The organism is Sporosarcina cascadiensis (assembly GCF_009650995.1).
Taxonomy (GTDB): domain Bacteria; phylum Bacillota; class Bacilli; order Bacillales_A; family Planococcaceae; genus Sporosarcina; species Sporosarcina cascadiensis.
Map to the genome: position 1 here is coordinate 183617 of NZ_WHVV01000002.1, position 24050 is coordinate 207666.

Here is a 24050-nt window from a genome sequence, read left to right on the forward strand (position 1 = left end):
ACCAGCCAGTGTACCGGAGTGGAAGGCGGCGACTCCGGGAGGATCAGCCCGACAGGTAAGACAACTTGCGGGAGCGAAGCGACCAAGTTGGCTTACCGCGGGCCCTCCGGAACGCGTCCGCCTGGAACGCAGGGAAACGGTAGCCTGCCACTTACCCGTCTTTCAAACCGAATTAAACAAACTAACACGTACAATAACTATGTTCTATCACCACAACGTTCGCCTTTATTGGCATTCCATACAATATAAAAATCAAAAAAACCAAAACATTGCAGTAAAACCGATGATTTTTTTATCTAACAATGGTAGAATAAGCGATAAGTAAAAATTAGAAATGAGGGTGCGCAGTGAAAATTGCAATTTCTTCGGACCATGGAGGCAACAACCTCCGTCACGAAATCATCAACCTGCTGACTGAAATGAACATTGAGTACACCGACTACGGCCCGGACTCCGACGCTTCCGTCGACTATCCCGACTACGCCGTCCCGGTAGCAAACGCCGTCGCAGCAGGCGAAGCAGACCGCGGAATTCTAATCTGCGGCACAGGCATCGGTATGTCGATCGCCGCCAATAAAGTCAAAGGCATCCGCTGCGCGCTCGTTCACGACACATTCAGCGCAAAAGCAACACGAGAGCACAATGACTCCAATGTTCTTGCGATGGGTGAACGCGTCATCGGCCCCGGTCTTGCACGTGAAATCGTCAGTACATGGCTTGGAACGGAATTCGAAGGCGGCCGTCATGAGCGCCGTATAGATAAAATGATGGATCTCGAAAAGCAATAAAGAAAGCAGGTGAACGATGTGGATGCCATTCAATTATGGAAACTGCAGCTGGAACAGGCACTGACGGAGTTTGCGGAACAGGCGCCGCTTGCAGCCGATACGATTTTTATCGTCGGCTGCTCCACGTCTGAAGTGGCGGGTTCGCGCATCGGGACGAACGGCGCGCTGGAAATCGGCGAAGCACTGTTTGAACCGCTGCAGACATTCGCTGATAAACATCAGATTCATTTAGCATTTCAAGGCTGCGAGCACATCAACCGCGCAGTAACGCTGGAACGCAAGACAGCCAGGCAATTTAATTTAGAGCCTGTATCGGTCGTGCCGGTTGTGAAAGCGGGAGGCTCGATGTCCGCCTATGTATATCAGCAATTTAGCGATCCGGTAGTAGTGGAGGCCGTTCAGGCGAATGCCGGAATCGATATTGGACAGACCTTGATCGGCATGCAATTAAAGCCGGTAGTCGTGCCAATCCGCACTTCTATAAAGCAAGTCGGCGAAGCAAATATCACATTAGCGACCACTCGTCCAAAATTGATTGGCGGAAGCCGTGCGCAGTACGAATGAAACGTGTACAATAAACAAAGATAGAAATTATCAGAAAAAAGGGGATAGTAACCAATGGACTTAAGCAATGTACAGCGTGATGACGCAGCAATTTTTGAAGCAATCATGGCAGAAAAGAACCGCCAGAACTCCAACATCGAATTAATCGCATCAGAAAACTTTGTAACGGAAGCAGTAATGGAAGCTCAAGGATCGTATTTGACGAATAAATATGCTGAAGGCTATCCGGGTCGCCGTTACTACGGTGGCTGCGAACATGTTGACGTTGTGGAAAATATTGCACGCGACCGAGTAAAAGAATTATTCGGTGCAGCGTATGCCAACGTTCAGCCTCACTCCGGTGCACAAGCGAATATGGCAGTCTACTTCACAGCACTCGAGCCGGGCGATACAGTTCTCGGTATGAATCTATCCCACGGCGGTCACTTGACGCACGGATCTCCGGTCAACTTCTCCGGAATTTTGTATAATTTTGTCGAGTACGGTGTCACAAAAGACGAAGAGGTCATTGATTATGAAGATGTCCGTCAAAAAGCGCTCGAACATAAACCGAAAATGATCGTAGCCGGTGCAAGTGCATATCCGCGCGAAATCGACTTCGCGAAATTCCGTGAAATCGCGGATGAAGTCGGTGCATATTTGATGGTGGATATGGCGCACATCGCAGGCTTAGTTGCGACAGGCGAGCACCCGAATCCAGTGCAGCACGCACATTTCGTGACATCAACTACACATAAAACATTGCGCGGACCACGCGGCGGAATCATTTTATTGAATGAAGAAACTGCTGAAGAATTCGGCCGTAAAATTGATAAAACAGTATTCCCGGGTGTCCAGGGCGGTCCATTGATGCATGTAATCGCAGCCAAAGCGGTGGCATTCAAAGAAGCTTTGGAGCCTGAGTTCAAAACGTATGCACAGCAAGTGAAGAAAAATGCAAAAGCACTGGCTGCCAAACTGAATGAAGAAGGAATTGATGTGGTTTCTGGCGGTACAGATAACCATATCGTCCTAGTAAAACTTCAGTCACTCGGCCTGACTGGTAAAACGGCAGAACATGTTCTGGATGAAATCGGTATTACCGTAAACAAAAATACCGTACCTTTCGATCAGGAAGGACCATTTGTCACTTCCGGTATCCGTATAGGTACACCGGCTGTTACAACACGCGGTTTCAAAGAAGACGATATGAAGGAAGTCGGCCGCATTATCGCGGAACTTTTGAAAAACCATGAAGATAAAAATGCAAAAGAAGAAGCGCGTAAAGCAGTAACAGCTTTGACAGATCAGCATCCTCTTTATTCATAAGTCATTAAGCGTCCGGCCAATGTGCCGGGCGCTTTTTCTAGAGGGGAAGACTGTCTATGAGCACGGCGCTGCAGTTTATGATCACTTGGCCGCTGTGTATGATCAGCCGGCGGAAAGGTATGATCACCGACAGGGAATATATGATCACCTGCAGGTTCTGCATGAGCGCGGCTGAATGATGTATGATCATACGCGGTGTTCATTCGCCGGGCGGCAATAATCTGAATCTAAAAACAAAGGACTTCCCTCCGCCTGCCGTGTGATTTCTGTTATAATGTACAAGATATTCCGAAAAGGAGCGATACTAATGGCAAAAGTACACGTATTTGATCATCCATTAATTCAGCACAAACTGACGTATATAAGAAAGTCTGACACGGGAACGAAAGAATTCCGCGAACTTGTGAATGAACTGGCCACTCTGATGGCTTTTGAAATCACAAGAGACCTGCCGACAAAAGAAATTACGATTCAAACACCGGTCTGCGAAGCGAAATCCCGCATACTTGAAGGTAAAAAACTGGGTATCGTTCCCATCCTGCGCGCAGGAATCGGCATGGTGGACGGCATTATTAAATTAATTCCCGCGGCAAAAGTAGGGCATGTGGGATTATTCCGCGATCCGGAAACGCTGAAACCGGTTGAATACTATGTAAAATTGCCTTCTGACGTAGCTGAACGCGAATTCATCGTAGTGGATCCGATGCTTGCAACAGGCGGAACTGCAGTCGAAGCCATCAATTCAATGAAAAAGCGCGGAGCAGTCAACATCAAATTCATGTGTCTGGTTGCTGCACCTGAAGGCGTCGAAGTATTGACGGAAGCGCATCCTGACGTTGATGTGTATATTGCCGCGTTAGATGAAAAGTTGAACGAACACGGGTATATCGTGCCTGGCCTCGGTGACGCAGGTGACCGTTTATTTGGCACGAAATAATGGAGGGACCATTCATTGACTAAAAAGTGGAAAGTGATGACGATTTTCGGGACAAGACCGGAAGCCATTAAAATGGCGCCGCTTGTGCTCGAACTCGAAAAGCATCCAGAGCAAATCGAATCGATTGTGACCGTTACAGCGCAGCACCGCGAAATGCTCGATCAGGTGCTCGAAACGTTCAAGATCAAACCTGATTTTGATTTGAATATCATGAAGGAACGACAGACGCTGATCGATGTGGCAACACGCGGTTTAGAAGGTCTCGATAAAATCATGAAAGAAGCGAGGCCTGACATCGTGCTCGTACACGGCGACACGGCGACAACTTTCATTGGCAGTCTTGCCGCATTTTACAATCAAATCGCTGTCGGTCATGTCGAAGCGGGATTGCGTACATGGAATAAGTATTCACCGTATCCCGAAGAGATGAACCGCCAGCTGACAGGCGTTATCGCGGATCTGCATTTTTCGCCGACTGAAAAATCAGCGCAGAATCTGCTGAATGAAGGAAAAAATGAAGAAAGTATTTTCATTACAGGAAATACGGCGATCGATGCGCTGCAAACAACCGTGAACCCGGACTATCACCATCCGATGTTGGATCAATTGGGTGACGACCGTCTGATTTTGCTGACAGCACACCGCCGGGAAAATCTAGGTGAGCCGATGCGCAATATGTTCCGCGCGATCAACCGCCTGCTCGATAAATATGATGACATCCAGGTGATTTACCCGGTGCATATGAATCCGGCCGTGCGTGAAGTGGCGGATGAACTGCTCGGCAACAATGACCGCGTTCATTTAATTGAGCCGCTGGAAGTTCTGGATTTCCATAACTTCGCAGCGCGTTCGCATATTATCCTGACAGACTCGGGCGGCGTCCAGGAAGAAGCGCCTTCTTTAGGGAAACCCGTTATTGTCCTGCGAGACACGACCGAGCGCCCGGAAGGTATCGAAGCTGGAACACTGCGGCTTGCGGGAACAGATGAGGACACGATCTTCAACCTGACCGACACGCTGCTGTCCGATGATGATGAATACGAAAGAATGTCCAAAGCCCATAATCCATACGGCGACGGACACGCTTCCGAACGCATCGTCGAGTCATTATTGAAATACTTATCTTCTATATAATAAGCAAACAGCAGACTGCCGATTACTAAGGTGGTCTGCTGTTTTAAATTAGTTAGTTAAAGAAGACTTTGCGTGAAGTTTGGGATTTTCGCTTCAGAAGGGGACGCTTTCCGGAGGGCGTGGCTGAAGCCTCCTCATCACTGCGTTCCTGCGGGGTCTCCAGGCGCACGCTGATCCTCTCGGAGTCGCCCCTTCTTCCGCTTCAATCCTACTTAGTTTGTATAAATAAGGGGTAAGTTCCTTATACTATTCTAAAATCTAAGAAGTGTGCAGGTTCACATAGTATATAAAATTGCATGCCACATTATCTAATCTTTAGTGAGTAAATAATAGTGCTTCTAAACCTTGAACTCTTTCCGAACGAAGTATAGTAATCAATCGACTTGTGAAGTTATATGAATAACACTTAGTATTATATTATCCTTAGCAGGAGTTTAAGCAGTTGAACAAAGTAAATCAGGCAGTAGTGTTGTACAATACACTTGAAGAATTAAGAGCAAATACATATTGAGATAATAATTTCAGTGAACAAGCACTGTTTTTCTGCTTACCGTATAGGATTTGTGCGGAAGACGGGGCGACTCCGGGAGGATCAGCGTGAGTCTGAGACCCTGGTCTGAGCAAAGCGAGGGAAGCGGCTCAGGCCACGCCCTCCGGAAAGAGTCCCCGGCTGGAGCACAAATCCCAAACTGCATACTATATCAACATACTAATTTTACGCCATCAGCACTTTCTGCCAGAAAGATCACCAAAAACACACCGGGGTAAACCACAAAAAAACGCAACCCAAAAAGCACGAAACAAATATGTCGAATGTTTGACAAAGAGAACACATTGTGAATAATTTCCCTTGAATCAATTGACATAAAAAACCCCCTATTGTATGCTAGCAAAGGGTAAGATTGATAAGAGACACATACATATCTTGAATACAGAAATGATGTTTTCACGCTTTCAATTCTTACTGATATGAACGCCTGTTAGCCTCTTTGTCTGCTTTACACAAAGCAACGCTACCTGGTGAACAATAAAAGGCGCTTCACTTACAATTTCCAGATTCCTACCCGGGAGTCTATGTCGTTCAAAATGATGGAAACGACAAAGTCTCAATTCTTTCGACACACGTCGGGGGAGCTGCTCAACTCTTCAACATCGCTGCTGGAATCCAAATACGAAATAGGAGAATCACCGACAATGCAAAGTATGCAGGAAATTTTTACAAGGCAGAAGAAGAGCTTCTTTTTTTTGCTTGCATTGTTTGGACTCGGTTGGTTCTTTTTGGACTACCGGACAATCTTCGCGGGACTCATCTTAGGTTCACTTTTCGGCATGTACAACTTTTGGATTTTAGTTCGACGGATGGAACGGTTTGACCGGGCCATTACGGAGGAAAAGCGTGCGAAGTCATTAGGCATGGGCTTACGTTTTGCATCGGGTGTAGCGGCGGCAGCCATTGCACTGTCTCTGCCGGAAGAGTTCAATCTGATCAGCACAGTAATCGGGTTAATGGTGCCTTATGTATTGCTGTTCACTGATCGACTGCTGTTCTATAGAGAGCATTAACACTTTACTAGCAAGGGGAGGTGAACAAAAACGTGAATCATGAAAATCCACATTTTGTTTTATTCGGAATCGGGTTCAACCCTTCGAATATATTGATGTTGTTTGTGACGTGTCTGATCGTCTTCCTGATTGCAGTTGCATCCACTCGCCGGCTTCAAATGAAACCAACGGGCATGCAGAACTTCATGGAATGGATTATGGACTTCGTCAAAGGCATCATTAAAAATAACATGGACTGGAAAACGGGCGGACGCTTCCACGTGCTCGGAATTACCTTGATCATGTTTGTCTTCGTGGCAAATATGCTCGGACTTCCATTCTCTATCAGTTGGGACCACGAACTTTGGTGGAAATCTCCAACAGCCGATCCAGTTATCACGTTAACCCTCGCTTCTACAGTTGTGGCGTTAACGCATTTCTATGGTATTAAACAACTTGGACTTGGCGGTTATTTCAAACAATACTTCCAGCCGATACCTTTCCTGGCACCATTGAAAGTTATTGAGGAATTCGCAAACACGCTGACACTCGGTCTTCGTCTTTACGGAAACATTTTCGCAGGTGAAATCTTGATTGGTTTGCTTGCAACACTTGGTGCATCCAGCGTCTTCGGTTTAGTCGGGGCTGTGATCCCAGCACTTGCATGGCTAGGTTTCTCCGTGTTCATTGGAGCGATCCAAGCATTTATCTTTGTTATGTTAACGATGGTCTATATGGCTCACAAAGTCAGCACAGACCACTAAACATAGAAATACCCTATTTTAGGGAAACCAAAACTACACAAATATTAGGAGGAAATACACTATGGGTTTATTAGCAGCAGCACTAGCAGTTGGTCTAGGTGCACTTGGCGCAGGTATCGGTAACGGTTTGATCGTTTCTAAGACAGTTGAAGGGATCGCTCGTCAGCCAGAGGCACGCGGCGTTCTACAAACAACTATGTTCATCGGTGTTGCATTGGTTGAGGCACTTCCAATCATCGCAACAGTTATTGCGTTTATCGTAATGAACAAATAATTTTGCAACATATGGCGAAGCACGTAGTATGGGTCTTCGCCATTGCTTTATGTGGATAAACAAATGAAATTACTTATCTGCACAAGAAATAATGCATTATAAATACTGCTTAGTTGATTGTAGTGCAAGGCGGCGACTCTGGGAGGATCAGCCCGACAGGTGAGACAACTTAGGGGAGCAAAGCGACCAAGTTGGCTCACCGCGGGCCCGCAAGACAAGCGTCCGCCTGGAACGGAAATCAACGGAATCAGGTTACTTCTATAATGCAAAAGTGAAAACTTGCAGAAAAACATAGAACACTTCTGCCAAACACGCGGAAGACAGAAACGAAAGAGTCATGAGCTCTTGAAGGGAGTGAAACAATCGTGTTGGATACCTTCGTCCTCTTATCAGCAAACGCTGACGCAGGATTTTTAGCTAGTTTGAACCAGCGACTCAACTTAGGTGACATCATCGTCACTGTCGTATTTTTCACGATCCTCATGGTACTTCTTAAGAAGTTTGCATGGGGTCCGTTAATGGGTGTAATGGATCAACGGGCGCAGTTAATCGCCACGGAGATCGAGCAGGCCGAAAAAAGCCGACAAGAATCTGCAAAGCTTCTTGAAGAGCAGCGTTCTTTATTGAAAGAAGCACGCGACAACGCACAAGCTATCATCGAAAACGCAAAAAAATCCGGTGACACTCAACGTGAAGAGCTGATTACGGCTGCACGCGCTGAAGTAAACCGTATGAAAGAAGCAGCAACTCTCGAAATCGCAACAGAAAAAGAGAAAGCTGTGGCAGCGGTTCGTGAAGAATTCGTATCTCTATCCATCTTGGCTGCGTCTAAGGTTCTTGGAAAAGAAATTTCTGAGGAAGATAACCGCGCATTGATCGAAGAAACGATTGTGAAGGCAGGGGAAGGACAATGAGCCAATCGGTAGTCGCAAGACGTTATGCCGTTGCATTGTTTGAAGCTGCACAGGAAAAGCAGCAGGCTCTGGCTGTACAGACAGACTTGAAAGAGCTGCAAAAGGTATTTAAAGAGGAAAAAGGATTAAGTGAGATGCTCAGCACTCCTAAATTCTCTATCCAAAAGAAAAAAGAATTAATTGGGCAATTTTTCAACGGTGCGAATCCGCTTGTACTGAACACACTATATGTGCTGATCGATGCTGGCCGTATCGGAGAAACACTTAGCGTTATCGAAGACTTCCAGGAAATTGCGAATGCGGCTTCCGGAATCGCCGAGGCGAAAGTGTTCTCTACACGTCCGTTGACAGTTGAAGAGAGCAATGCCATCTCTACTGCGTTCGCGCATAAAGTAGGGAAGCGGGCACTGCATATCGAAAACTTGATTGACCCAAGCCTGATCGGCGGCATTCGCTTACAGATCGGCAACCAGATTATCGACAGCAGCATCAGCGCAAAATTAGCGCGTCTTGAGCGTCAATTAATCAATTAATTTGAATTAAGAGGGGTGACATACATGGGCATCAAAGCTGAGGAAATTAGCGGTCTGATTAAACAGCAGATCGAAAATTATCAGTCTGAAATGGAAGTAAGTGAAGTAGGTACTGTAATCCGTGTAGGTGACGGTATCGCACTTGCTCATGGCCTCGACAATGTCATGGCGGGGGAACTTCTTGAGTTCTCTACCGGCGTAATGGGTCTGGCACAAAACTTGGAAGCGAACAACGTAGGTATCGTTATCCTTGGGCCATACACAGACATTAAAGAAGGCGATGAAGTTCGTCGTACAGGTCGTATTATGGAAGTACCAGTCGGAGAAGAATTGATCGGCCGTGTCGTCAATTCACTTGGACAACCAGTTGACGGATTAGGTCCGATCAACACAACAAAAACACGCCCTATTGAAAGTCCTGCACAAGGGGTTATGGCGCGTAAATCAGTTCACGAACCATTGCAAACAGGAATCAAAGCGATTGACGCTCTTGTTCCGATCGGCCGCGGACAGCGTGAACTAATCATCGGTGACCGTCAAACAGGTAAGACTACTGTTGCGATCGATGCGATTCTAAACCAGGCAGACCAGAACATGATCTGTATCTATGTAGCAATTGGACAAAAAGAATCCACGGTGCGCGGAGTTGTTGAAACTCTTCGCCGCAATGGTGCTCTTGATTACACAATTGTTGTTACAGCATCTGCGTCAAGCCCGTCTCCAATGCTTTACCTGGCGCCATACACAGGTATTTCAATGGCAGAAGAATTCATGTTCGACGGCAAGCACGTACTGATTGTTTATGATGATCTATCTAAACAAGCTGCAGCTTACCGTGAACTTTCCCTTCTACTTCGTCGTCCTCCGGGCCGTGAAGCATATCCAGGGGATGTCTTCTACTTGCACAGCCGTTTACTTGAGCGTGCTGCAAAATTGAATGATTCATTAGGAGCAGGTTCTATTACTGCACTTCCATTCGTTGAAACACAAGCAGGAGATATTTCCGCTTATATTCCAACGAACGTAATCTCTATCACAGACGGACAGATCTTCCTTCAGTCCGACCTATTCTTCTCAGGCGTACGTCCTGCTATCAACGCAGGTCTTTCGGTTTCCCGAGTTGGTGGATCGGCGCAAATTAAAGCGATGAAGAAAGTTGCCGGTACACTTCGTCTGGATCTTGCTGCATTCCGTGAACTAGAGGCATTCTCACAATTCGGTTCATCTCTAGATCCATCTACCAGAGCGAAACTTGACCGCGGTCAGCGGACAGTTGAACTTTTGAAGCAGGATTTGAATAAGCCGTTGAAAGTCGAATACCAAGTTGTCAGCCTTTATGCACTGACACGCGGTTACCTCGACGATATTCCAGTAAAAGACGTATTGCGTTTTGAAGCTGAAATCACTAGCTGGTTAGAATCAAACCACACGGAAGTTTATGATCATATCCGTACAACAAAAGATCTTCCAGCGGATGACGTAATGAGCGCAGCGTTCAACGAATTCAAGAAAAACTTCGTGACTTCTGAAGCATAAGTTTTATCTGATTCTCAGATAAAGCCTCCGGCGGATGTCAGGGATTTTGTAAAGAGTTAAAGAGGATGGCTGTCTAAGAACGCCGCATCCTGCGGCAACGACTGCATGACCTGCATCGTGCAGGCCTCAATTCAAAATCCAGACGCAATCACGCCGAGGCGAGATTGATTCAACTGATCTTAAAATAAAGGTGGTGAATAGCCAGTGGCGTCCTTACGCGAGATAGAAAGCCGTATTGCTTCAACAAAAAAGACGAGCCAGATCACGAAAGCGATGCAAATGGTCTCTGCTTCTAAACTGAACCGTGCTGAGATTAACGCGAAGAAATTCGTGCCTTACATGGATAAAGTAGAAGAAGTGGTCAGTGCCATAGCAGCCGTAACGAAAGATTCAGGACATCCATTGCTTACTGCGCGTCCCGTCAAGAAAACTGCGTATATCGTAGTCACTTCTGACCGTGGACTCGTAGGCGGATACAACGCGCACATTTTTCGTGCCGTCAGCCGAGCAATCGAACAACGCCATAAGTCGAAAGATGAAGTGGTCATTATTCCAATCGGCCGAAAAGGATTTGAATACTTTAGCCGCCTGGAATATCGGATTGAAGAAAGTCTAATCGGGCTTTCGGATCACCCTCGTTTTGAAGAAGTAAAAGATATCGCGAATCGGGCTGTTGGCATGTTCACAGAAGGCGTGTACGATGAAGTGTACTTGTATTACAACCACTTCATCTCCGCCATCTCTAACGAAGCAACTGAACGTAAATTGCTTCCGCTCACAGATATTTCATCCGTATCTGCCTCTTCGTCCTATGAGTTCGAGCCTTCTGCGGAAGCGATTCTCGAAACACTTCTCCCTCAATATACGGAGAGTCTCATTTACGGAGCAGTGCTGGATGGAAAGGCGAGCGAACATGCTTCCAGTATGACAGCGATGAAGACGGCGACAGACAATGCGTCTGAACTAATCGATTCGTTAACATTACAATTTAACCGTGCACGTCAAGCAGCGATCACTCAGGAAATCACCGAAATCGTAGCCGGCGTTGCAGCACTCGAATAAATCATTTTTTAGGTAAGTAAGACAGGAGGGAAAAGCATGAGTAATGGACATATTCTTCAGGTTATGGGTCCGGTTGTCGACGTTAAATTCCAAGACGGACAACTCCCTGCGATCTATAACGCATTGAAGGTTAATATCGACCGCGGCAATGACGCAGTTGAAGTGTTGACTCTTGAGGTGGCACTTCACCTTGGAGACGATGCGGTTCGTACGATTGCGATGTCCTCGACAGATGGTCTGAAACGCGGAACGCCAGTATTAGATACAGGTGCACCTATTTCTGTTCCAGTCGGTGACATTACACTCGGACGTGTATTTAACGTACTAGGCGAGGAAATCGACCTAGCTGAACCAGTTCCGGCTGATTCACAGCGTGACCCGATTCACCGTGCAGCACCAACGTTTGAATTCCTTTCCACAGAAGTTGAAATTCTGGAAACTGGAATTAAAGTAGTTGACTTGCTAGCACCATACATCAAGGGTGGTAAAATCGGACTCTTCGGTGGTGCCGGTGTAGGTAAAACAGTTCTAATCCAGGAATTGATCAACAACATTGCTCAAGAGCACGGCGGTATTTCGGTATTCGCTGGTGTTGGTGAGCGTACGCGTGAAGGAAATGACTTGTTCTTTGAAATGACGGACTCTGGCGTTATCAAGAAAACGGCAATGGTCTTCGGTCAAATGAACGAGCCGCCTGGCGCACGTATGCGTGTTGCACTTTCCGGATTGACAATGGCTGAGCACTTCCGTGATGAGCAGGGACAAGACGTTTTATTGTTCATCGATAATATTTTCCGCTTTACACAAGCAGGTTCTGAAGTTTCTGCACTTCTTGGACGTATGCCGTCTGCGGTTGGTTACCAGCCGACATTGGCTACAGAAATGGGTCAGTTACAAGAACGAATCACTTCTACAAATAAAGGTTCCGTTACATCGATCCAAGCGATCTATGTACCAGCGGATGACTATACGGATCCAGCTCCGGCAACAACGTTTGCTCACTTGGATGCGACAACGAACTTGGAGCGTAAGCTTTCTGAGATGGGTATCTACCCAGCAGTAGATCCGCTTGCTTCTTCTTCACGCGCATTAAGTGCTGAAATTGTCGGACCTGAACACTACCGTGTAGCACGTGAAGTACAGACTACGCTTCAGCGATACCGTGAATTGCAGGATATCATCGCGATTCTGGGTATGGATGAGTTGGATGAAGATGACAAGCAGATTGTTGACCGTGCTCGCCGTATTCAGTTCTTCTTATCACAGAACTTCCACGTAGCTGAACAGTTTACAGGACAAAAAGGTTCTTATGTTCCAGTTGCTGAAACGATTAAAGGCTTCGCTGAAATTCTGGAAGGTAAGTACGACCACCTTCCTGAAGATGCATTCCGTTTAGTCGGACGCATTGAAGAAGTTATCGAAAAAGCAAAAGGCATGGGTGTCGAAGTCTAAGAATAGGGACCAGGAGGGAAAAAAATGAGTAAAATCAAAGTGAATATCGTCACTCCCGACGGCCCTGTTTGTGAAATGGATGCGAACATGGTGATTGCAGTTACTGAAGCTGGTGAGATCGGGGTACTTCCCGGCCACATCGCAATGGTAGCACCGCTTCAAATTGGAGCACTTCGCCTGAAAACAGACGGCAAGACAGAAACTGTCGCAGTCCACGGAGGTTTCATCGAGGTTCGTCCTGAAGTGGTTACTGTATTGGCGCAGAGTGCTGAAATGGCTGAGTCCATTGACATTGCACGCGCAAAGAAAGCAGCAGAGAAAGCAGAATCCGACTTGAAAACAAAAACCGACAGTCTAGACCTGCGTTTAGCTGAGCTTGATTTGAAACGTGCCATCAACCGTATACAAGTGTATGAGCAGCGTGTATAAATAGCAGTATGAGGGCGGACAGACTTTGCTTCTGTCCGCCCGTTTTTAGTATCTCGATATCGCAGGCAGCCGGCGAATCGGTCTGAAACTGTACGAGCGCGCCAAAAGTTTACCGGAACGCGCGAAAAACGTTTTTGAACGAACCAAAACAGAAGCCGCGCGCACCAAAGTGAGATTCAGCCGAACCAAAGTCTGTATCAAACGCACCAAAAGAGGACTGAAGCGCACCAAAACGTATAAATTTCTTGAAAGGAGCCTGGAAAATGAGTTCACTCGGCAGTAATCCATTGCTCGCGATTGTATCGCATATTTTTTTCATTGGGATTAGTTTTTATGCATTGCAGGCGATCTTGACTCAGGCAATCATCCGTAAAAACCGCGTCTTCCAAACACAGCTTTTGTTTATTTTGCTAAGTATTGCAATTGGTTCGACCGTATCAAATTTCTTTTTAGACATATCCTATTGGTCAGGAAGATGGGCGACCTGGTTTTGACTTCCTTCAGCTGAAGTGCTCTGGGATTGCAGCCGGAGTTCAAACTCCGGCTGAAAGAAGTTAAAACCTTAGCGTTACTTATGTATTTTGCGTTGCAGTTAAGATACCGTTGATCTAGGCTTCAGGCGGACGCTTTCCGAGGGGCGTGGCTTGAGCCTCCTCGTCGCTGACGCTCCTGCGGGGTCTCAAGGCGCACGCTGATCCCTCAGGAGTCGCCGCCTTCCGCTCTACGATCAACTGTCATGGCCCTCAAGCTGTGTAAGTGGGTAAGTAACTTTCTGCACTATGTTTTCGTGATTTGTCAAAGCATTTTGCATATAAAAAGAGTATTGTCTTTTTTCTCAAGAGCGTAACTTATTTTGATTCCAAAGGTATTTTAATTAACTATACTAAGTTCTTTACCAGGATAATATTAGTTTTGCATTTGTTTAAGTACAATACAGGGTTTGGATTGGAGCGGAGGACGGTCGACTCCGGGAGGATCAGCCCGACAGGTGAGACAACTTTGGGGAGCTTGCGACCAAGTTGGCTCACCGCGGGCCCTCCGGAAAGCGTACCGTCTGCAGCGCAAATCCCAACTGCAAAACCATTTACAACTAACTCTTAACACGCCACACAATATACAAACTACACGCCGTGCGTAAATTAATTTGTCGAAAAGTGTGTACTGTCTTTTAAACTAGGGTATTACGATAAATATGTCCAATATTACATCGCTTGTAATATACACATTGTGTCAAAAAGCCACATATACTAGGTTACGTATGAAATACTCAAAAACTGCGCCTGAAGTTACTTGTCTAGTAAAGTTTTACGGGGTACAATAGAATGTGTTTTATGTGTGAATTTACTGAATGGATATGTGCTGAATATAACAACAGAAATGTTTATTGATGATAATAAGTTGTGGGCGAAGGATAAACTTGACTCGGAGGGGCTAGTGGTGGAAAAAATTATTATTAACGGCGGACGGACTTTACAAGGGAACGTGCGTGTAGAAGGTGCGAAGAATGCGGTACTGCCGATCTTAGCAGCTGCTTTATTGGCATCTGAAGGGGTAAACGTGATTCGTGATGTGCCAAACTTGTCTGATGTTCGGACAATCAATGAGGTACTTAAAAGCTTAAACGCGAAAATTACGCATAACCCGGAGAACAATGAAGTGATCATCGACTCTCAAGGAAAACTGGCGGATGAAGCGCAATTTGAGTTTGTACGTAAAATGAGAGCATCCATCTTAGTAATGGGGCCTTTATTGGCGCGTAACGGATTTGCCCGAGTTGCATTGCCTGGCGGCTGTGCGATTGGTTCAAGACCGATTGACCAGCACTTGAAAGGTTTCGAAGCGATGGGGGCTGAAATCACTTTTGGACATGGTCATGTAGAAGCAAAAGTTGACGGACGTTTGAAGGGCGCAAAGATTTACTTGGATTTCCCAAGCGTCGGCGCGACGGAAAATATCATGACGGCTGCTGCATTGGCTGAAGGTACCACTGTGATCGAGAACGCTGCAAAAGAACCGGAGATCGTGGACTTGGCGAACTTCATTAATGAAATGGGCGGTAAAGTAGTCGGCGCCGGTACAGACAATATCCGTATCGAAGGTGTCTCTACACTTTATGCTTCTGTCCACCACATTATTCCGGACCGTATTGAAGCAGGAACATTCATGGTGGCAGCCGCGATCACTGGCGGAGATATCGTCATTGAAAACGCAGTGCCTGAACACTCCACTGCTTTGATTTCCAAGATGACGGAAATGGGCGTAGTGGTAACGGAATTGGATGAAGGAGTTCGAGTTACAGCGAAACATCCATTAAAGGCAGTCGATTTGAAGACGATGCCGCATCCAGGATTCCCTACTGATATGCAGTCACAAATGATGGCATTGATGCTGACGGCAACAGGTACAGGTGTATTGACGGAAACCGTATTTGAAAACCGCTTCATGCATGTGGAGGAATTCCGCCGTATGAATGCTGACGTAAAGATTGAAGGACGCTCTGTAATCGTATCCGGACCATCCAAGATTCAGGGAGCTGAAGTCGCAGCAACTGATTTACGTGCCGCTGCATCATTAATCTTAGCCGGCCTCGTTGCAGAAGGGGTCACTCGTGTTACTGAACTCATTCATCTAGACCGCGGCTATGTTGACTTCGACAAAAAGCTCAAAGCACTGGGTGCCGATATTACACGCGTCTCATCTGAACAGGAAGTTACCGAAGCAACACAACTGGTTTAATGAAATCAACACCATGGACAGCCATAAACTGTTCATGGTTTTTTAACTTAATTCAGCAAAATTCAGTGAAAGTGCCAAACTCCGGCTGAATTAAGTTAAAGCCTCCGGCGGATGTCACAGATTTTTCAAGGGAGCTTTTCGAGCGAGCTCGAAAAAAATCTGGACCAATTACGCCGAGGCGTAATTGATTGCTTTGCGATCTTGAATCCCTCTTCCATTCCACGAATGAAAATCTCCACAGCTGCATATAGTCCAGTATGTACAAAAAACTACTCCTTTTATTCATCATTCTAACTTTATTTTTTATTCCAATCCTGCTAAAACAAGCGCCAGAGCTGAAGCTGGCAGAACAGCGAAAGGAGAAGACGTGCGATATTATGATTACGGTCACCGGGGTGGACGAGCCGCTTTCATTGGAAGAGTATGTGGTGGGAGTTGTGGCTGGCGAGATGCCGGCTGATTTCCATGAGGAAGCGCTGAAGGCCCAGGTGATTGCCGCGCGTACCTATGCGGCGCGCAATACGGATAAAGGAAAGAAGCCGATTGCGAAGGATGTGTCGGCGCAAGTGTACCGGACAGAAGCTGAGCGCAAGGAACGCTGGGGGAAGTCGTTTAAGCAGAATGAGAAAAAGATCCGGGCAGCTGCCGAATCGACGAGGGGGGACATTGTTGTTCACGGCGAGGAAATCATCTCCGCGATGTTCTTCTCTACATCTAACGGCCAGACGGAAGCTGCGCAGAACTTCAGCGGCAATCCTGTAGAGTACTTGCAAAGCGTAGAAAGTCCGGGGGAGGAGGACGTGGCGCCTGAAGTCGAGCGTAAATTGCAGATGACGCTGACGGAATGGAACCGCAAGCTCCAATTGAACTGGGATGCCAATGAATTCCGGGAGCTGCAGCTCGTCAGGAATCCAACAGGCCGGGTTCAGAAAATTATTGCCGGCCAGTATGAAGCGAGCGGGCGGCAGATCAGAGAGAAACTTAATTTGGCGTCGACGGATTTTAATATTGCCTATGACGTGAATAATCAAATTGTTCATATTACAACGCTTGGCTACGGGCATGGCGTCGGGATGAGCCAGTACGGTGCGGAAGCATTTGCGCAGAAAGGCTGGACCGCAGAACAGATAATTTCCCACTATTATACAGGGACACGCATACAAAAAATAAATTTATCAGGAGAAGAATGTTTAAAATCCCCGTAACTTGCAAAGAATGCAAGTGAGGTGATGACAATGAGAGAAGAAAAACCAAAGATCCCTTCTCAGGATAGCAAAAAAGCAAAAAACGGCTGGTTCTGGCCTGCCATTTATACGGGAGTCGCGCTTTTATTTGTCGGCATGGTATGGGGATACTCCGCTATGACAGGCAAAGATGAAGTTGCTACATCCGATGTGGCGAAGATCGATCAGCCGAATAAAGATGTCACGGTGGAAACGAACGCGGACAAAGAAACACTGAAGTATCCATTCCATGAAGACCAGCTGGACCAAGTCGCTATTTTACAAGAGTTTTATGATCCTTCAGCAGATGAAGCTACACGCGAAAAAGCATTGCTCGTTTTTAAACAAACGTATGTCACCAGCAATGGCCTGGCCATTTCAATGGACGGACAGCCGTTCGAAGCAGTTGCAGCCATGAGCGGAACGGTTGAGGAAGTCATTGTGGATTCGTTCAAAGGCACGGAAGTCAAGATCAAGCACGCAGACGGCATGACGACAGTCTACGGTTCATTGACAGGCGTTCTCGTTAAAGAGGGCGATGAAGTCCAGCAAGGACAAGTACTCGCAGTGACAACGCAGAATGAATGGAATCCGGAAGCGGGCGTTCATTTGCAATTCGAGGTCCATCAAGAAGGCAAAGCAGTCAATCCGCACAGCTACCTAGCATTTTAATACTGAATTTCCTGAGCCATTCCAGCCCCCCGGAATGGCTTTTTCATATGTTCGGAAGAGAACGCATACAATACAGTACCTAAAGGAGTGAAGAGTGAAGAGAGAAAGGAAGAGGGCGTGCACGAGCAAATTAGAAGGCGTTGCGTACGTCTCGGAAAGCTGCTGATCGAAACGAAACTGACCGTGCGCGCGCTGGCCAGTGCCACCGGCTACTCAAAAAGCACGGTGCATAAAGATTTGACCGAGCGGCTGCCGAACGTCGATCCGGGACTGTCGGAGCAAGTCGCAGAAATCCTTGCTTACCATAAATCAATCCGCCACCTGCGCGGAGGAGAGGCGACCCGTCAAAAATGGAAAAATGAAATCCCCGCGCAGAAGGCGGATGCCAAGTGAAGAGTCCCATTACTTGTAATCTATTCGCCGGCTTGATACAATACAGACAAGTTAATATTTCTGGTTTGAGTTATTGAGAGACCTCAAAGAGTGATTGTCGAGTGCAATCGTTCTTTTGAGGTCTCTTTTTTATCTGTAAACAGATAAAAAAGCCTCCGGCGGATGTCATGGATTTTGAATCGTGCAAGCACGATTCAAAATCCAGACGCCATCACTCCGAGGCGTGATTGATTAAAAGAATACATTTTAAAGGAGAGAGCAGCATGACTACATTTTCAGCAATGAAGCGCCAAGAAGTAATGGATCGGTTGGATTCGGAGTTATTTGACGTAGTGGTAATCGGGGGCGGTATTACAGGGGCAGGGATTGCACTGGATGCCGTTACGCGCGGTTTGAAGACGGCGCTGATTGAGATGCAGGATTTCGCTTCCGGCACGTCCAGCCGCTCGACAAAGCTTGTGCACGGGGGATTGCGCTATCTGAAGCAGTTTGAAATTAAGGAAGTGGCGGAACTCGGCAAAGAACGGGCCATCGTCTATGAAAACGGACCGCATGTCACGACACCTGAACGCATGCTGCTGCCGTTCCATAAAGGCGGGACGTTCGGCAGTTTCTCGACAGCGATCGGCCTGCAGGTCTATGATTTCCTGGCAGGGGTAAAAAAGTCCGAGCGCAGAACGATGCTGAACGTCGGACAGACAATCAAGCAGGCACCGTTAGTGAAAAAAGATGGACTGCAGGGCAGCGGGATGTACGTAGAGTACCGGACGGATGATGCACGGCTGACGATTGAAGTGATGAAAGCGGCGGCGGAAAAAGGCGCGGTCATCTTGAATTATGCGAAGGCGGCGGGCTTCACCTATGATGACGGGCAGAAAATCGACGGCGTGCACGTACAGGACATGACTTCGAATAAAAAGCTGACGATCCAGGCGAAAAAAGTCATCAATGCGACGGGCCCGTGGGTGGATGAAGTGAAGGATCTGGATGGCACAACATCGGGTAAGCACTTGATTTTATCAAAAGGCATCCATCTCGTATTCGATCAGTCCGTGTTCCCGCTGAAACAGGCGATATACTTCGACACGCCGGACAAGCGGATGATTTTTGCCATACCACGTGAAGGGAAGACCTATGTCGGCACGACCGATACATTTTATGAAGGCGATCCGAATGAAATGCAAATTACAGAAGCAGACCGTGCGTACATTCTCCATGCAATCCGTTATATGTTCCCAAAAGTAGACATCACGGCAATGGACGTCGAGTCCAGCTGGGCAGGTGTGCGCCCGCTCGTTCATGAGGATGGCAAGAGCCCTTCGGAAATCTCCCGTAAAGACGAAATCTGGGAATCGGAAAAAGGGCTTATTACGATTGCTGGCGGAAAACTGACCGGATATCGTAAAATGGCAGAGACCGTCGTCAACAAAGTCGTACGTCAGCTGTCCAATGAAACGGGACGTAAATTCCCGCGCAGCATCACGAAGCATTTCCCGATTTCCGGCGGTGACATCGGCGGATCATCCAACTACCAGCGTTTCATTCGCCAGGCGGTCGAACGCGGACAGGCGGCAGGTTTCACAGAACGTGAAAGCCGTCATCTGGCGGCGCTCTACGGCTCGAATGTGGATCAAGTATTTGCGATTCCGTATGAGCCGGCGACAGACATGCCCCGCATTCTGTACGTGAAACTGCGCTATGCGATCGAACAGGAAATGACCGTGAAACCGACGGACTTTTTCGTGCGCCGGACGGGCGATCTGTATTTCCATATCGCTAATGTGCGGGCAGGGAAGATGGATGTGCTCAATGAAATGGCTGCTATTTTGAAATGGTCCGGGGACCAGCGCACACAGTACGAAGAGGAATTGAATGAGGAAATCAGGAAAGCTACGACTGTGGTTTGACAGTATAGAAAAAAGCAGTGAGAGGAGAGCGCAAAAACATGCCTTTTCACAACCAGAAAATCCTGCCGGCAGCACGTACGGCAAAACAGTTTGAAAGGCTGCTGGCAAGCCCGTTTGAATACATCGTTCTGCTGGAAGTGCATATCAGCAATGTAAAGACGTTGAAGCACGAGGCGGACAAGCGATGTAAGAAACTGATCATTCACGCGGATTTGATTCAGGGCTTGAAGACGGATAACTTTGCTGCAGACTTCCTTTGCAATGATATTCGGCCTGCCGGCATCATCTCTACACGCTCGAATATGATCGCAAAAGCCAAGGCGAAGGGAATTATTGCGATCCAGCGCATGTTCTTGCTTGATACAATTGCGCTCGAAAAAAGCTATTCATTGATCAAGCAGACAGCGCCTGATTTCATTGAAATGCTGCCGGGGGTTATTCCTGAACTTATCGAAGAAGTGCAGGAACAAACAGGCATTCCGATTATTAACGGCGGCTTGATCCGCACGAAGAAACATATCGACGATGCGCTCAGTGCAGGCGCGGTGGCGGTGACTACTTCCGACCACGAATTGTGGGAATCGTTCACAGACGGCATTGATTCGAGTAAGTAAAACGAGTCTATTGGAGGAATGCAGGATGGCAGAAAAGTATATTTTGGCACTTGATCAGGGAACGACAAGCTCCCGTGCGATTTTATTTAATTCGAAAGGAGAAATCCATCACACGGCGCAGCAGGAATTCACGCAATATTTTCCGAAACCTGGCTGGGTGGAGCACAATGCGGATGAAATCATGAGTTCGATTTTATCTGTCATTGCGGCTGTGCTGTCAGAGAAAAATATCGCTGCTTCGCAAATTGAAGCAATCGGCATTACCAATCAGCGAGAAACCGCTGTGGTGTGGGACAAGCATACCGGAGATCCGATCTATCACGCGGTTGTCTGGCAGTCACGTCAGACGGCAGGAATTTGCGAAGAACTGAAAGCAGCAGGACACAGCGAATTATTCCGCAGCAAAACGGGACTGTTGATCGATTCGTATTTCTCAGGCACCAAGGTTAAATGGATTCTTGATCATGTAGAGGGAGCGAGGGAACGTGCAGAAGACGGCGATTTGCTGTTTGGTACAATGGACACGTGGATCATCTGGAAACTGTCGGGCGGTAAAGCGCATGTGACGGACTATTCTAATGCATCTAGAACGCTCATGTACAATATTCACGAATTGAAATGGGACGAGGAGCTGCTCGGAATTCTGGATATACCGGCGTCCATGCTGCCGAAAGTCTGCCAGTCGTCTGAGATTTATACAACTACCGATACAGCGCATTTCTTTGGCCATGAAGCACAGATCGCAGGGATCGCAGGAGACCAGCAAGCAGCTTTATTCGGCCAAGCATGTTTTGAAAGCGGCATGGTGAAAAATACGTACGGCACAGGCTGCTTCATGCTGATGAATACAGGCGAGAAAGCCGTAACTTCCGACCACGGTCTATTGACAACGATTGCCTGGGGGATTGACGGCAAAGTAGAGTATGCACTCGAAGGCAGTATTTTCGTGGCGGGATCTGCAATTCAATGGCTGCGCGACGGGATGCGGATGTTCCGTAACGCTTCTGAAAGTGAGCTCTATGCAAACCGCGTGGATTCAACGGACGGAGTCTATGTAGTCCCGGCATTTGTCGGACTCGGAACGCCATACTGGGACAGTGACGTCAAAGGCGCAGTCTTCGGATTAAGCCGCGGGACAACGAAAGATCATTTCGTGCGGGCGACATTGGAATCGCTGGCCTATCAAACGAAAGACGTGCTCGACGCAATGGAAGCGGATTCAGGAATTTCATTAAAAACATTGCGTGTGGATGGCGGGGCCGTTGACAATAACTTCTTGATGCAGTTTCAGGCCGATCTGCTGGATGTACCAGTGGAACGTTCGACGATTAATGAAACGACAGCACTTGGAGCTGCGTATCTTGCGGGGCTGGCTGTAGGATTCTGGGAGAACTGTGACGAGATAGCGTCCCATTGGCGTCTGGACCGGACATTCGAGCCAAACATGGAAGAGGAAAAAAGGGAAGAATTGTATGCCGGCTGGAAGAAAGCGATCGTTGCGACGACGGCTTTTAAATGAATGTGGAGAGAGGCTGAACGAGAAATCAGATGGGATGATTTCTTGTGCAGTCTCTTTTTTTTGTGCATTTCATTTGGACGACGCGCCTGGCTGGGCGGCAGACATTATTTCGAATGAAGCTTCTGCCGCCATGATCATGGATACGGCTCAAGCGCTCATACTCCCGCGCCAGCCGCTCATACTGCCCCGATGCGTGATCATACCAGGCTGCCACGTGATCATAACGCACGCCGAAGTGATCATTGGGACTGCTTCCGCGCTCATAGCGGGATTATTTTCATTGGGAACAGCGGGAATGGTGCGCGCGACTGCATTTTTGGTTCGCGGCCGGACCCTTTTAGCGCGGTTCAGCGGCATATTGGGGCGCCTGACTGGGCTGCTGACATTAATTCGAATGAATTCTGCCGCCGTGATCATTGAAATGGCTCAAGCGCTCATACTCTTGCGCCAGCCGCTCATACCGCCTGGATCCATGATCATACCAGGCTTTCGCGTGATCATAACGCACGCCGCCGTGATCATACAGCCCCCGCAAACGCTCATAGGCCCGGCCGGATTCCAGCATTTTCCGACAGTAAATATAAATATCCTAACGAACTATGACATTCGAATAGGAAATATGATACAATTCATAGTTAGAATACTACATATAAACAGGGTGGAAGGGGAAGCGACAGCGATGTTTTCGAAAGATATAGGGATTGACCTGGGAACAGCCAACTTATTGATTCATGTGAAGGGGAAGGGCATTGTCATCAACGAGCCCGCGGTTGTGGCAATTGAAAAAAACTCAAAAAAAGTACTGGCTGTCGGGGATGAGGCGTACCAGATGGTCGGGCGGACGCCGGGGAACATCGTCGTTGTGCGTCCAATGAAAGATGGCGTCATTGCAGATTTTGATGTGACGGAAGCTATGCTCAGTCACTTTATTAATAAATTAAATGTCAAAGGTTTCTTATCCAAGCCTAGAATTTTAATTTGCTGTCCGACAAATATCACAAGCGTCGAGCAGAAAGCGATTCGCCAGGCAGCTGAAAAGTCCGGCGGCAAGCAAGTATTTCTGGAAGAAGAACCGAAAGTCGCAGCGATCGGCGCGGGTATGGATATTTTCCAGCCGACCGGTAATATGGTCATTGATATCGGCGGCGGCACGACGGATGTAGCCGTTTTATCGATGGGCGACATCGTATCGTCGGAATCCATTAACACCGCAGGCGATCAGTTCGATCACGACATCATCCAGCATATTAAAAAACAGCATAAATTATTGATCGGTGACCGCACTGCCGAGCAGATTAAAAAGGAAGTCGGCACGGTGTTCATTGAAAAAGCCAAGCCGAGTAAAATTGATATCCGAGGACGTGATATGGTTTCCGGACTTCCGAAGACCGTGACCATCACTTCTGAAGAAATCAATAAAGCGCTGCAAGAATCGGTGAACTTAATCGTCCAGGCTGCAAAAAACGTACTCGAAAAGACACCGCCTGAACTGTCTGCGGACATCATCGACCTCGGTGTGTTCCTGACAGGCGGCGGTGCGATGATTCATGGAATCGATATGCTGTTGTCCGAAGAATTAAAAGTGCCGGTGTTCATTTCGGAAAATCCGCTGAACTGTGTGGCTATCGGGACAGGCGTCCTGCTGGAGACGGTGGGGAAATCTGCTGCACGTTCACGCAGATAACGACATTTTACCGGAAATTAGTGTATAATAAGAAGTATCATTCTTTCGCATCTAGCGAATGAAGT

Annotated in this window: 24 protein-coding genes; 23 read left to right on the forward strand and 1 reads right to left on the reverse strand. The window is 47.4% G+C overall.

Features of this window, described 5'->3' with window-relative positions; all coding sequences use genetic code 11:
* Positions 1-347 precede the first annotated feature (347 nt).
* Genes rpiB through glyA form a run of 3 tightly spaced genes read left to right on the forward strand, consistent with a single transcriptional unit; the run spans position 348 to position 2660 of the window.
* Positions 348-788 (forward strand): ribose 5-phosphate isomerase B, encoded by a 441-nt coding sequence (gene rpiB, locus GDZ68_RS03200; protein WP_153720842.1) that lies wholly within the window; start codon positions 348-350, stop codon positions 786-788.
* An 18-nt stretch (positions 789-806) separates the two neighbouring features.
* Positions 807-1352, forward strand: a complete 546-nt coding sequence (locus tag GDZ68_RS03205; protein WP_194841038.1) for a TIGR01440 family protein — start codon at positions 807-809, stop codon at positions 1350-1352.
* 54 nt (positions 1353-1406) lie between these two features.
* Positions 1407-2660 carry a serine hydroxymethyltransferase gene (glyA, locus tag GDZ68_RS03210; RefSeq protein ID WP_153720844.1) on the forward strand — a complete coding sequence of 418 codons (1254 nt, stop codon included), beginning with the start codon at positions 1407-1409 and terminating at the stop codon, positions 2658-2660.
* Here glyA and GDZ68_RS03215 read toward each other — a convergent pair.
* Positions 2651-2863, reverse strand: coding sequence for a hypothetical protein (locus GDZ68_RS03215; protein ID WP_153720845.1), 213 nt, complete (start codon positions 2861-2863; stop codon positions 2651-2653). The two genes, glyA and GDZ68_RS03215, sit on opposite strands and share 10 nt — an antisense overlap.
* Before the next feature lie 104 nt (positions 2864-2967).
* Between GDZ68_RS03215 and upp the strand changes: the two genes are divergently transcribed.
* The 20 genes from upp (at position 2968) to mreB (ending at position 23985) form a co-directional block, all read left to right on the forward strand.
* The gene (gene upp, locus GDZ68_RS03220) at positions 2968-3597 is read left to right on the forward strand and encodes a uracil phosphoribosyltransferase (protein ID WP_153720846.1); all 630 of its coding nucleotides are present in this window, start codon (positions 2968-2970) and stop codon (positions 3595-3597) included.
* A gap of 15 nt (positions 3598-3612) precedes the next feature.
* A complete protein-coding gene (gene wecB, locus GDZ68_RS03225) occupies positions 3613-4731 on the forward strand; it encodes a non-hydrolyzing UDP-N-acetylglucosamine 2-epimerase (RefSeq protein ID WP_153720847.1) in 1119 nt (372 codons plus the stop codon).
* A gap of 1194 nt (positions 4732-5925) precedes the next feature.
* Positions 5926-6294, forward strand: a complete 369-nt coding sequence (locus tag GDZ68_RS03230) for an ATP synthase subunit I (protein WP_153720967.1) — start codon at positions 5926-5928, stop codon at positions 6292-6294.
* Positions 6295-6326: 32 nt separating this feature from the next.
* Complete coding sequence (gene atpB / locus GDZ68_RS03235) at positions 6327-7037, forward strand: F0F1 ATP synthase subunit A (protein WP_153720848.1); 711 nt, start codon at positions 6327-6329, stop codon at positions 7035-7037.
* 61 nt (positions 7038-7098) lie between these two features.
* Positions 7099-7311 (forward strand): F0F1 ATP synthase subunit C, encoded by a 213-nt coding sequence (gene atpE, locus GDZ68_RS03240; RefSeq protein WP_009766206.1) that lies wholly within the window; start codon positions 7099-7101, stop codon positions 7309-7311.
* 422 nt (positions 7312-7733) lie between these two features.
* Positions 7734-8225, forward strand: coding sequence for a F0F1 ATP synthase subunit B (atpF, locus tag GDZ68_RS03245; RefSeq protein ID WP_153720849.1), 492 nt, complete (start codon positions 7734-7736; stop codon positions 8223-8225).
* Positions 8222-8758, forward strand: a complete 537-nt coding sequence (locus tag GDZ68_RS03250; RefSeq protein WP_153720850.1) for a F0F1 ATP synthase subunit delta — start codon at positions 8222-8224, stop codon at positions 8756-8758. Before atpF ends, GDZ68_RS03250 begins: the two co-directional genes overlap by 4 nt.
* 24 nt (positions 8759-8782) lie before the next feature.
* On the forward strand, positions 8783-10294 hold the full coding sequence (gene atpA, locus GDZ68_RS03255) for a F0F1 ATP synthase subunit alpha (RefSeq protein WP_153720851.1): 1512 nt from the start codon (positions 8783-8785) through the stop codon (positions 10292-10294).
* Between the two features lie 204 nt (positions 10295-10498).
* Complete coding sequence (atpG, locus tag GDZ68_RS03260; protein WP_153720852.1) at positions 10499-11356, forward strand: ATP synthase F1 subunit gamma; 858 nt, start codon at positions 10499-10501, stop codon at positions 11354-11356.
* A 36-nt stretch (positions 11357-11392) separates the two neighbouring features.
* Positions 11393-12808: a F0F1 ATP synthase subunit beta gene (gene atpD / locus GDZ68_RS03265; protein WP_153720853.1), complete on the forward strand. Its 1416-nt coding sequence runs from the start codon at positions 11393-11395 to the stop codon at positions 12806-12808.
* A 24-nt stretch (positions 12809-12832) separates the two neighbouring features.
* Positions 12833-13237 carry a F0F1 ATP synthase subunit epsilon gene (locus tag GDZ68_RS03270; protein WP_153720854.1) on the forward strand — a complete coding sequence of 135 codons (405 nt, stop codon included), beginning with the start codon at positions 12833-12835 and terminating at the stop codon, positions 13235-13237.
* 263 nt (positions 13238-13500) lie between these two features.
* A complete protein-coding gene (locus GDZ68_RS03275; protein WP_153720855.1) occupies positions 13501-13731 on the forward strand; it encodes a DUF1146 family protein in 231 nt (76 codons plus the stop codon).
* 943 nt (positions 13732-14674) lie between these two features.
* Positions 14675-15973 (forward strand): UDP-N-acetylglucosamine 1-carboxyvinyltransferase, encoded by a 1299-nt coding sequence (murA, locus tag GDZ68_RS03280; protein WP_153720856.1) that lies wholly within the window; start codon positions 14675-14677, stop codon positions 15971-15973.
* A gap of 257 nt (positions 15974-16230) precedes the next feature.
* Positions 16231-17178 carry a stage II sporulation protein D gene (spoIID, locus tag GDZ68_RS03285; protein WP_153720857.1) on the forward strand — a complete coding sequence of 316 codons (948 nt, stop codon included), beginning with the start codon at positions 16231-16233 and terminating at the stop codon, positions 17176-17178.
* A gap of 30 nt (positions 17179-17208) precedes the next feature.
* On the forward strand, positions 17209-17868 hold the full coding sequence (locus GDZ68_RS03290; RefSeq protein ID WP_309296373.1) for a M23 family metallopeptidase: 660 nt from the start codon (positions 17209-17211) through the stop codon (positions 17866-17868).
* Between the two features lie 117 nt (positions 17869-17985).
* On the forward strand, positions 17986-18261 hold the full coding sequence (locus tag GDZ68_RS03295) for a sporulation transcriptional regulator SpoIIID (RefSeq protein ID WP_153720858.1): 276 nt from the start codon (positions 17986-17988) through the stop codon (positions 18259-18261).
* 263 nt (positions 18262-18524) lie between these two features.
* The gene (locus tag GDZ68_RS03300; RefSeq protein ID WP_153720859.1) at positions 18525-20168 is read left to right on the forward strand and encodes a glycerol-3-phosphate dehydrogenase/oxidase; all 1644 of its coding nucleotides are present in this window, start codon (positions 18525-18527) and stop codon (positions 20166-20168) included.
* A gap of 38 nt (positions 20169-20206) precedes the next feature.
* Positions 20207-20782 carry a glycerol-3-phosphate responsive antiterminator gene (locus GDZ68_RS03305; RefSeq protein ID WP_153720860.1) on the forward strand — a complete coding sequence of 192 codons (576 nt, stop codon included), beginning with the start codon at positions 20207-20209 and terminating at the stop codon, positions 20780-20782.
* Between the two features lie 25 nt (positions 20783-20807).
* A complete protein-coding gene (gene glpK, locus GDZ68_RS03310) occupies positions 20808-22301 on the forward strand; it encodes a glycerol kinase GlpK (RefSeq protein WP_153720861.1) in 1494 nt (497 codons plus the stop codon).
* A gap of 679 nt (positions 22302-22980) precedes the next feature.
* On the forward strand, positions 22981-23985 hold the full coding sequence (mreB, locus tag GDZ68_RS03315) for a rod shape-determining protein MreB (RefSeq protein ID WP_153720969.1): 1005 nt from the start codon (positions 22981-22983) through the stop codon (positions 23983-23985).
* Positions 23986-24050 lie beyond the last annotated feature (65 nt).

Bases quoted from the DNA above. Each gene is read 5' to 3' on its own strand.
- upp (WP_153720846.1), top strand. From the start codon at position 2,968: ATGGCAAAAGTACACGTATTTGATCATCCATTAATTCAGCACAAACTG.
- GDZ68_RS03215 (WP_153720845.1), bottom strand. From the start codon at position 2,863: ATGAACACCGCGTATGATCATACATCATTCAGCCGCGCTCATGCAGAA.
- atpA (WP_153720851.1), top strand. From the start codon at position 8,783: ATGGGCATCAAAGCTGAGGAAATTAGCGGTCTGATTAAACAGCAGATC.
- mreB (WP_153720969.1), top strand. From the start codon at position 22,981: ATGTTTTCGAAAGATATAGGGATTGACCTGGGAACAGCCAACTTATTG.
- GDZ68_RS03300 (WP_153720859.1), top strand. From the start codon at position 18,525: ATGACTACATTTTCAGCAATGAAGCGCCAAGAAGTAATGGATCGGTTG.
- glyA (WP_153720844.1), top strand. From the start codon at position 1,407: ATGGACTTAAGCAATGTACAGCGTGATGACGCAGCAATTTTTGAAGCA.
- GDZ68_RS03290 (WP_309296373.1), top strand. From the start codon at position 17,209: ATGAGAGAAGAAAAACCAAAGATCCCTTCTCAGGATAGCAAAAAAGCA.
- glpK (WP_153720861.1), top strand. From the start codon at position 20,808: ATGGCAGAAAAGTATATTTTGGCACTTGATCAGGGAACGACAAGCTCC.
- GDZ68_RS03270 (WP_153720854.1), top strand. From the start codon at position 12,833: ATGAGTAAAATCAAAGTGAATATCGTCACTCCCGACGGCCCTGTTTGT.
- GDZ68_RS03305 (WP_153720860.1), top strand. From the start codon at position 20,207: ATGCCTTTTCACAACCAGAAAATCCTGCCGGCAGCACGTACGGCAAAA.
- atpE (WP_009766206.1), top strand. From the start codon at position 7,099: ATGGGTTTATTAGCAGCAGCACTAGCAGTTGGTCTAGGTGCACTTGGC.
- spoIID (WP_153720857.1), top strand. From the start codon at position 16,231: ATGTACAAAAAACTACTCCTTTTATTCATCATTCTAACTTTATTTTTT.
- GDZ68_RS03275 (WP_153720855.1), top strand. From the start codon at position 13,501: ATGAGTTCACTCGGCAGTAATCCATTGCTCGCGATTGTATCGCATATT.
- GDZ68_RS03230 (WP_153720967.1), top strand. From the start codon at position 5,926: ATGCAAAGTATGCAGGAAATTTTTACAAGGCAGAAGAAGAGCTTCTTT.
- atpD (WP_153720853.1), top strand. From the start codon at position 11,393: ATGAGTAATGGACATATTCTTCAGGTTATGGGTCCGGTTGTCGACGTT.
- GDZ68_RS03250 (WP_153720850.1), top strand. From the start codon at position 8,222: ATGAGCCAATCGGTAGTCGCAAGACGTTATGCCGTTGCATTGTTTGAA.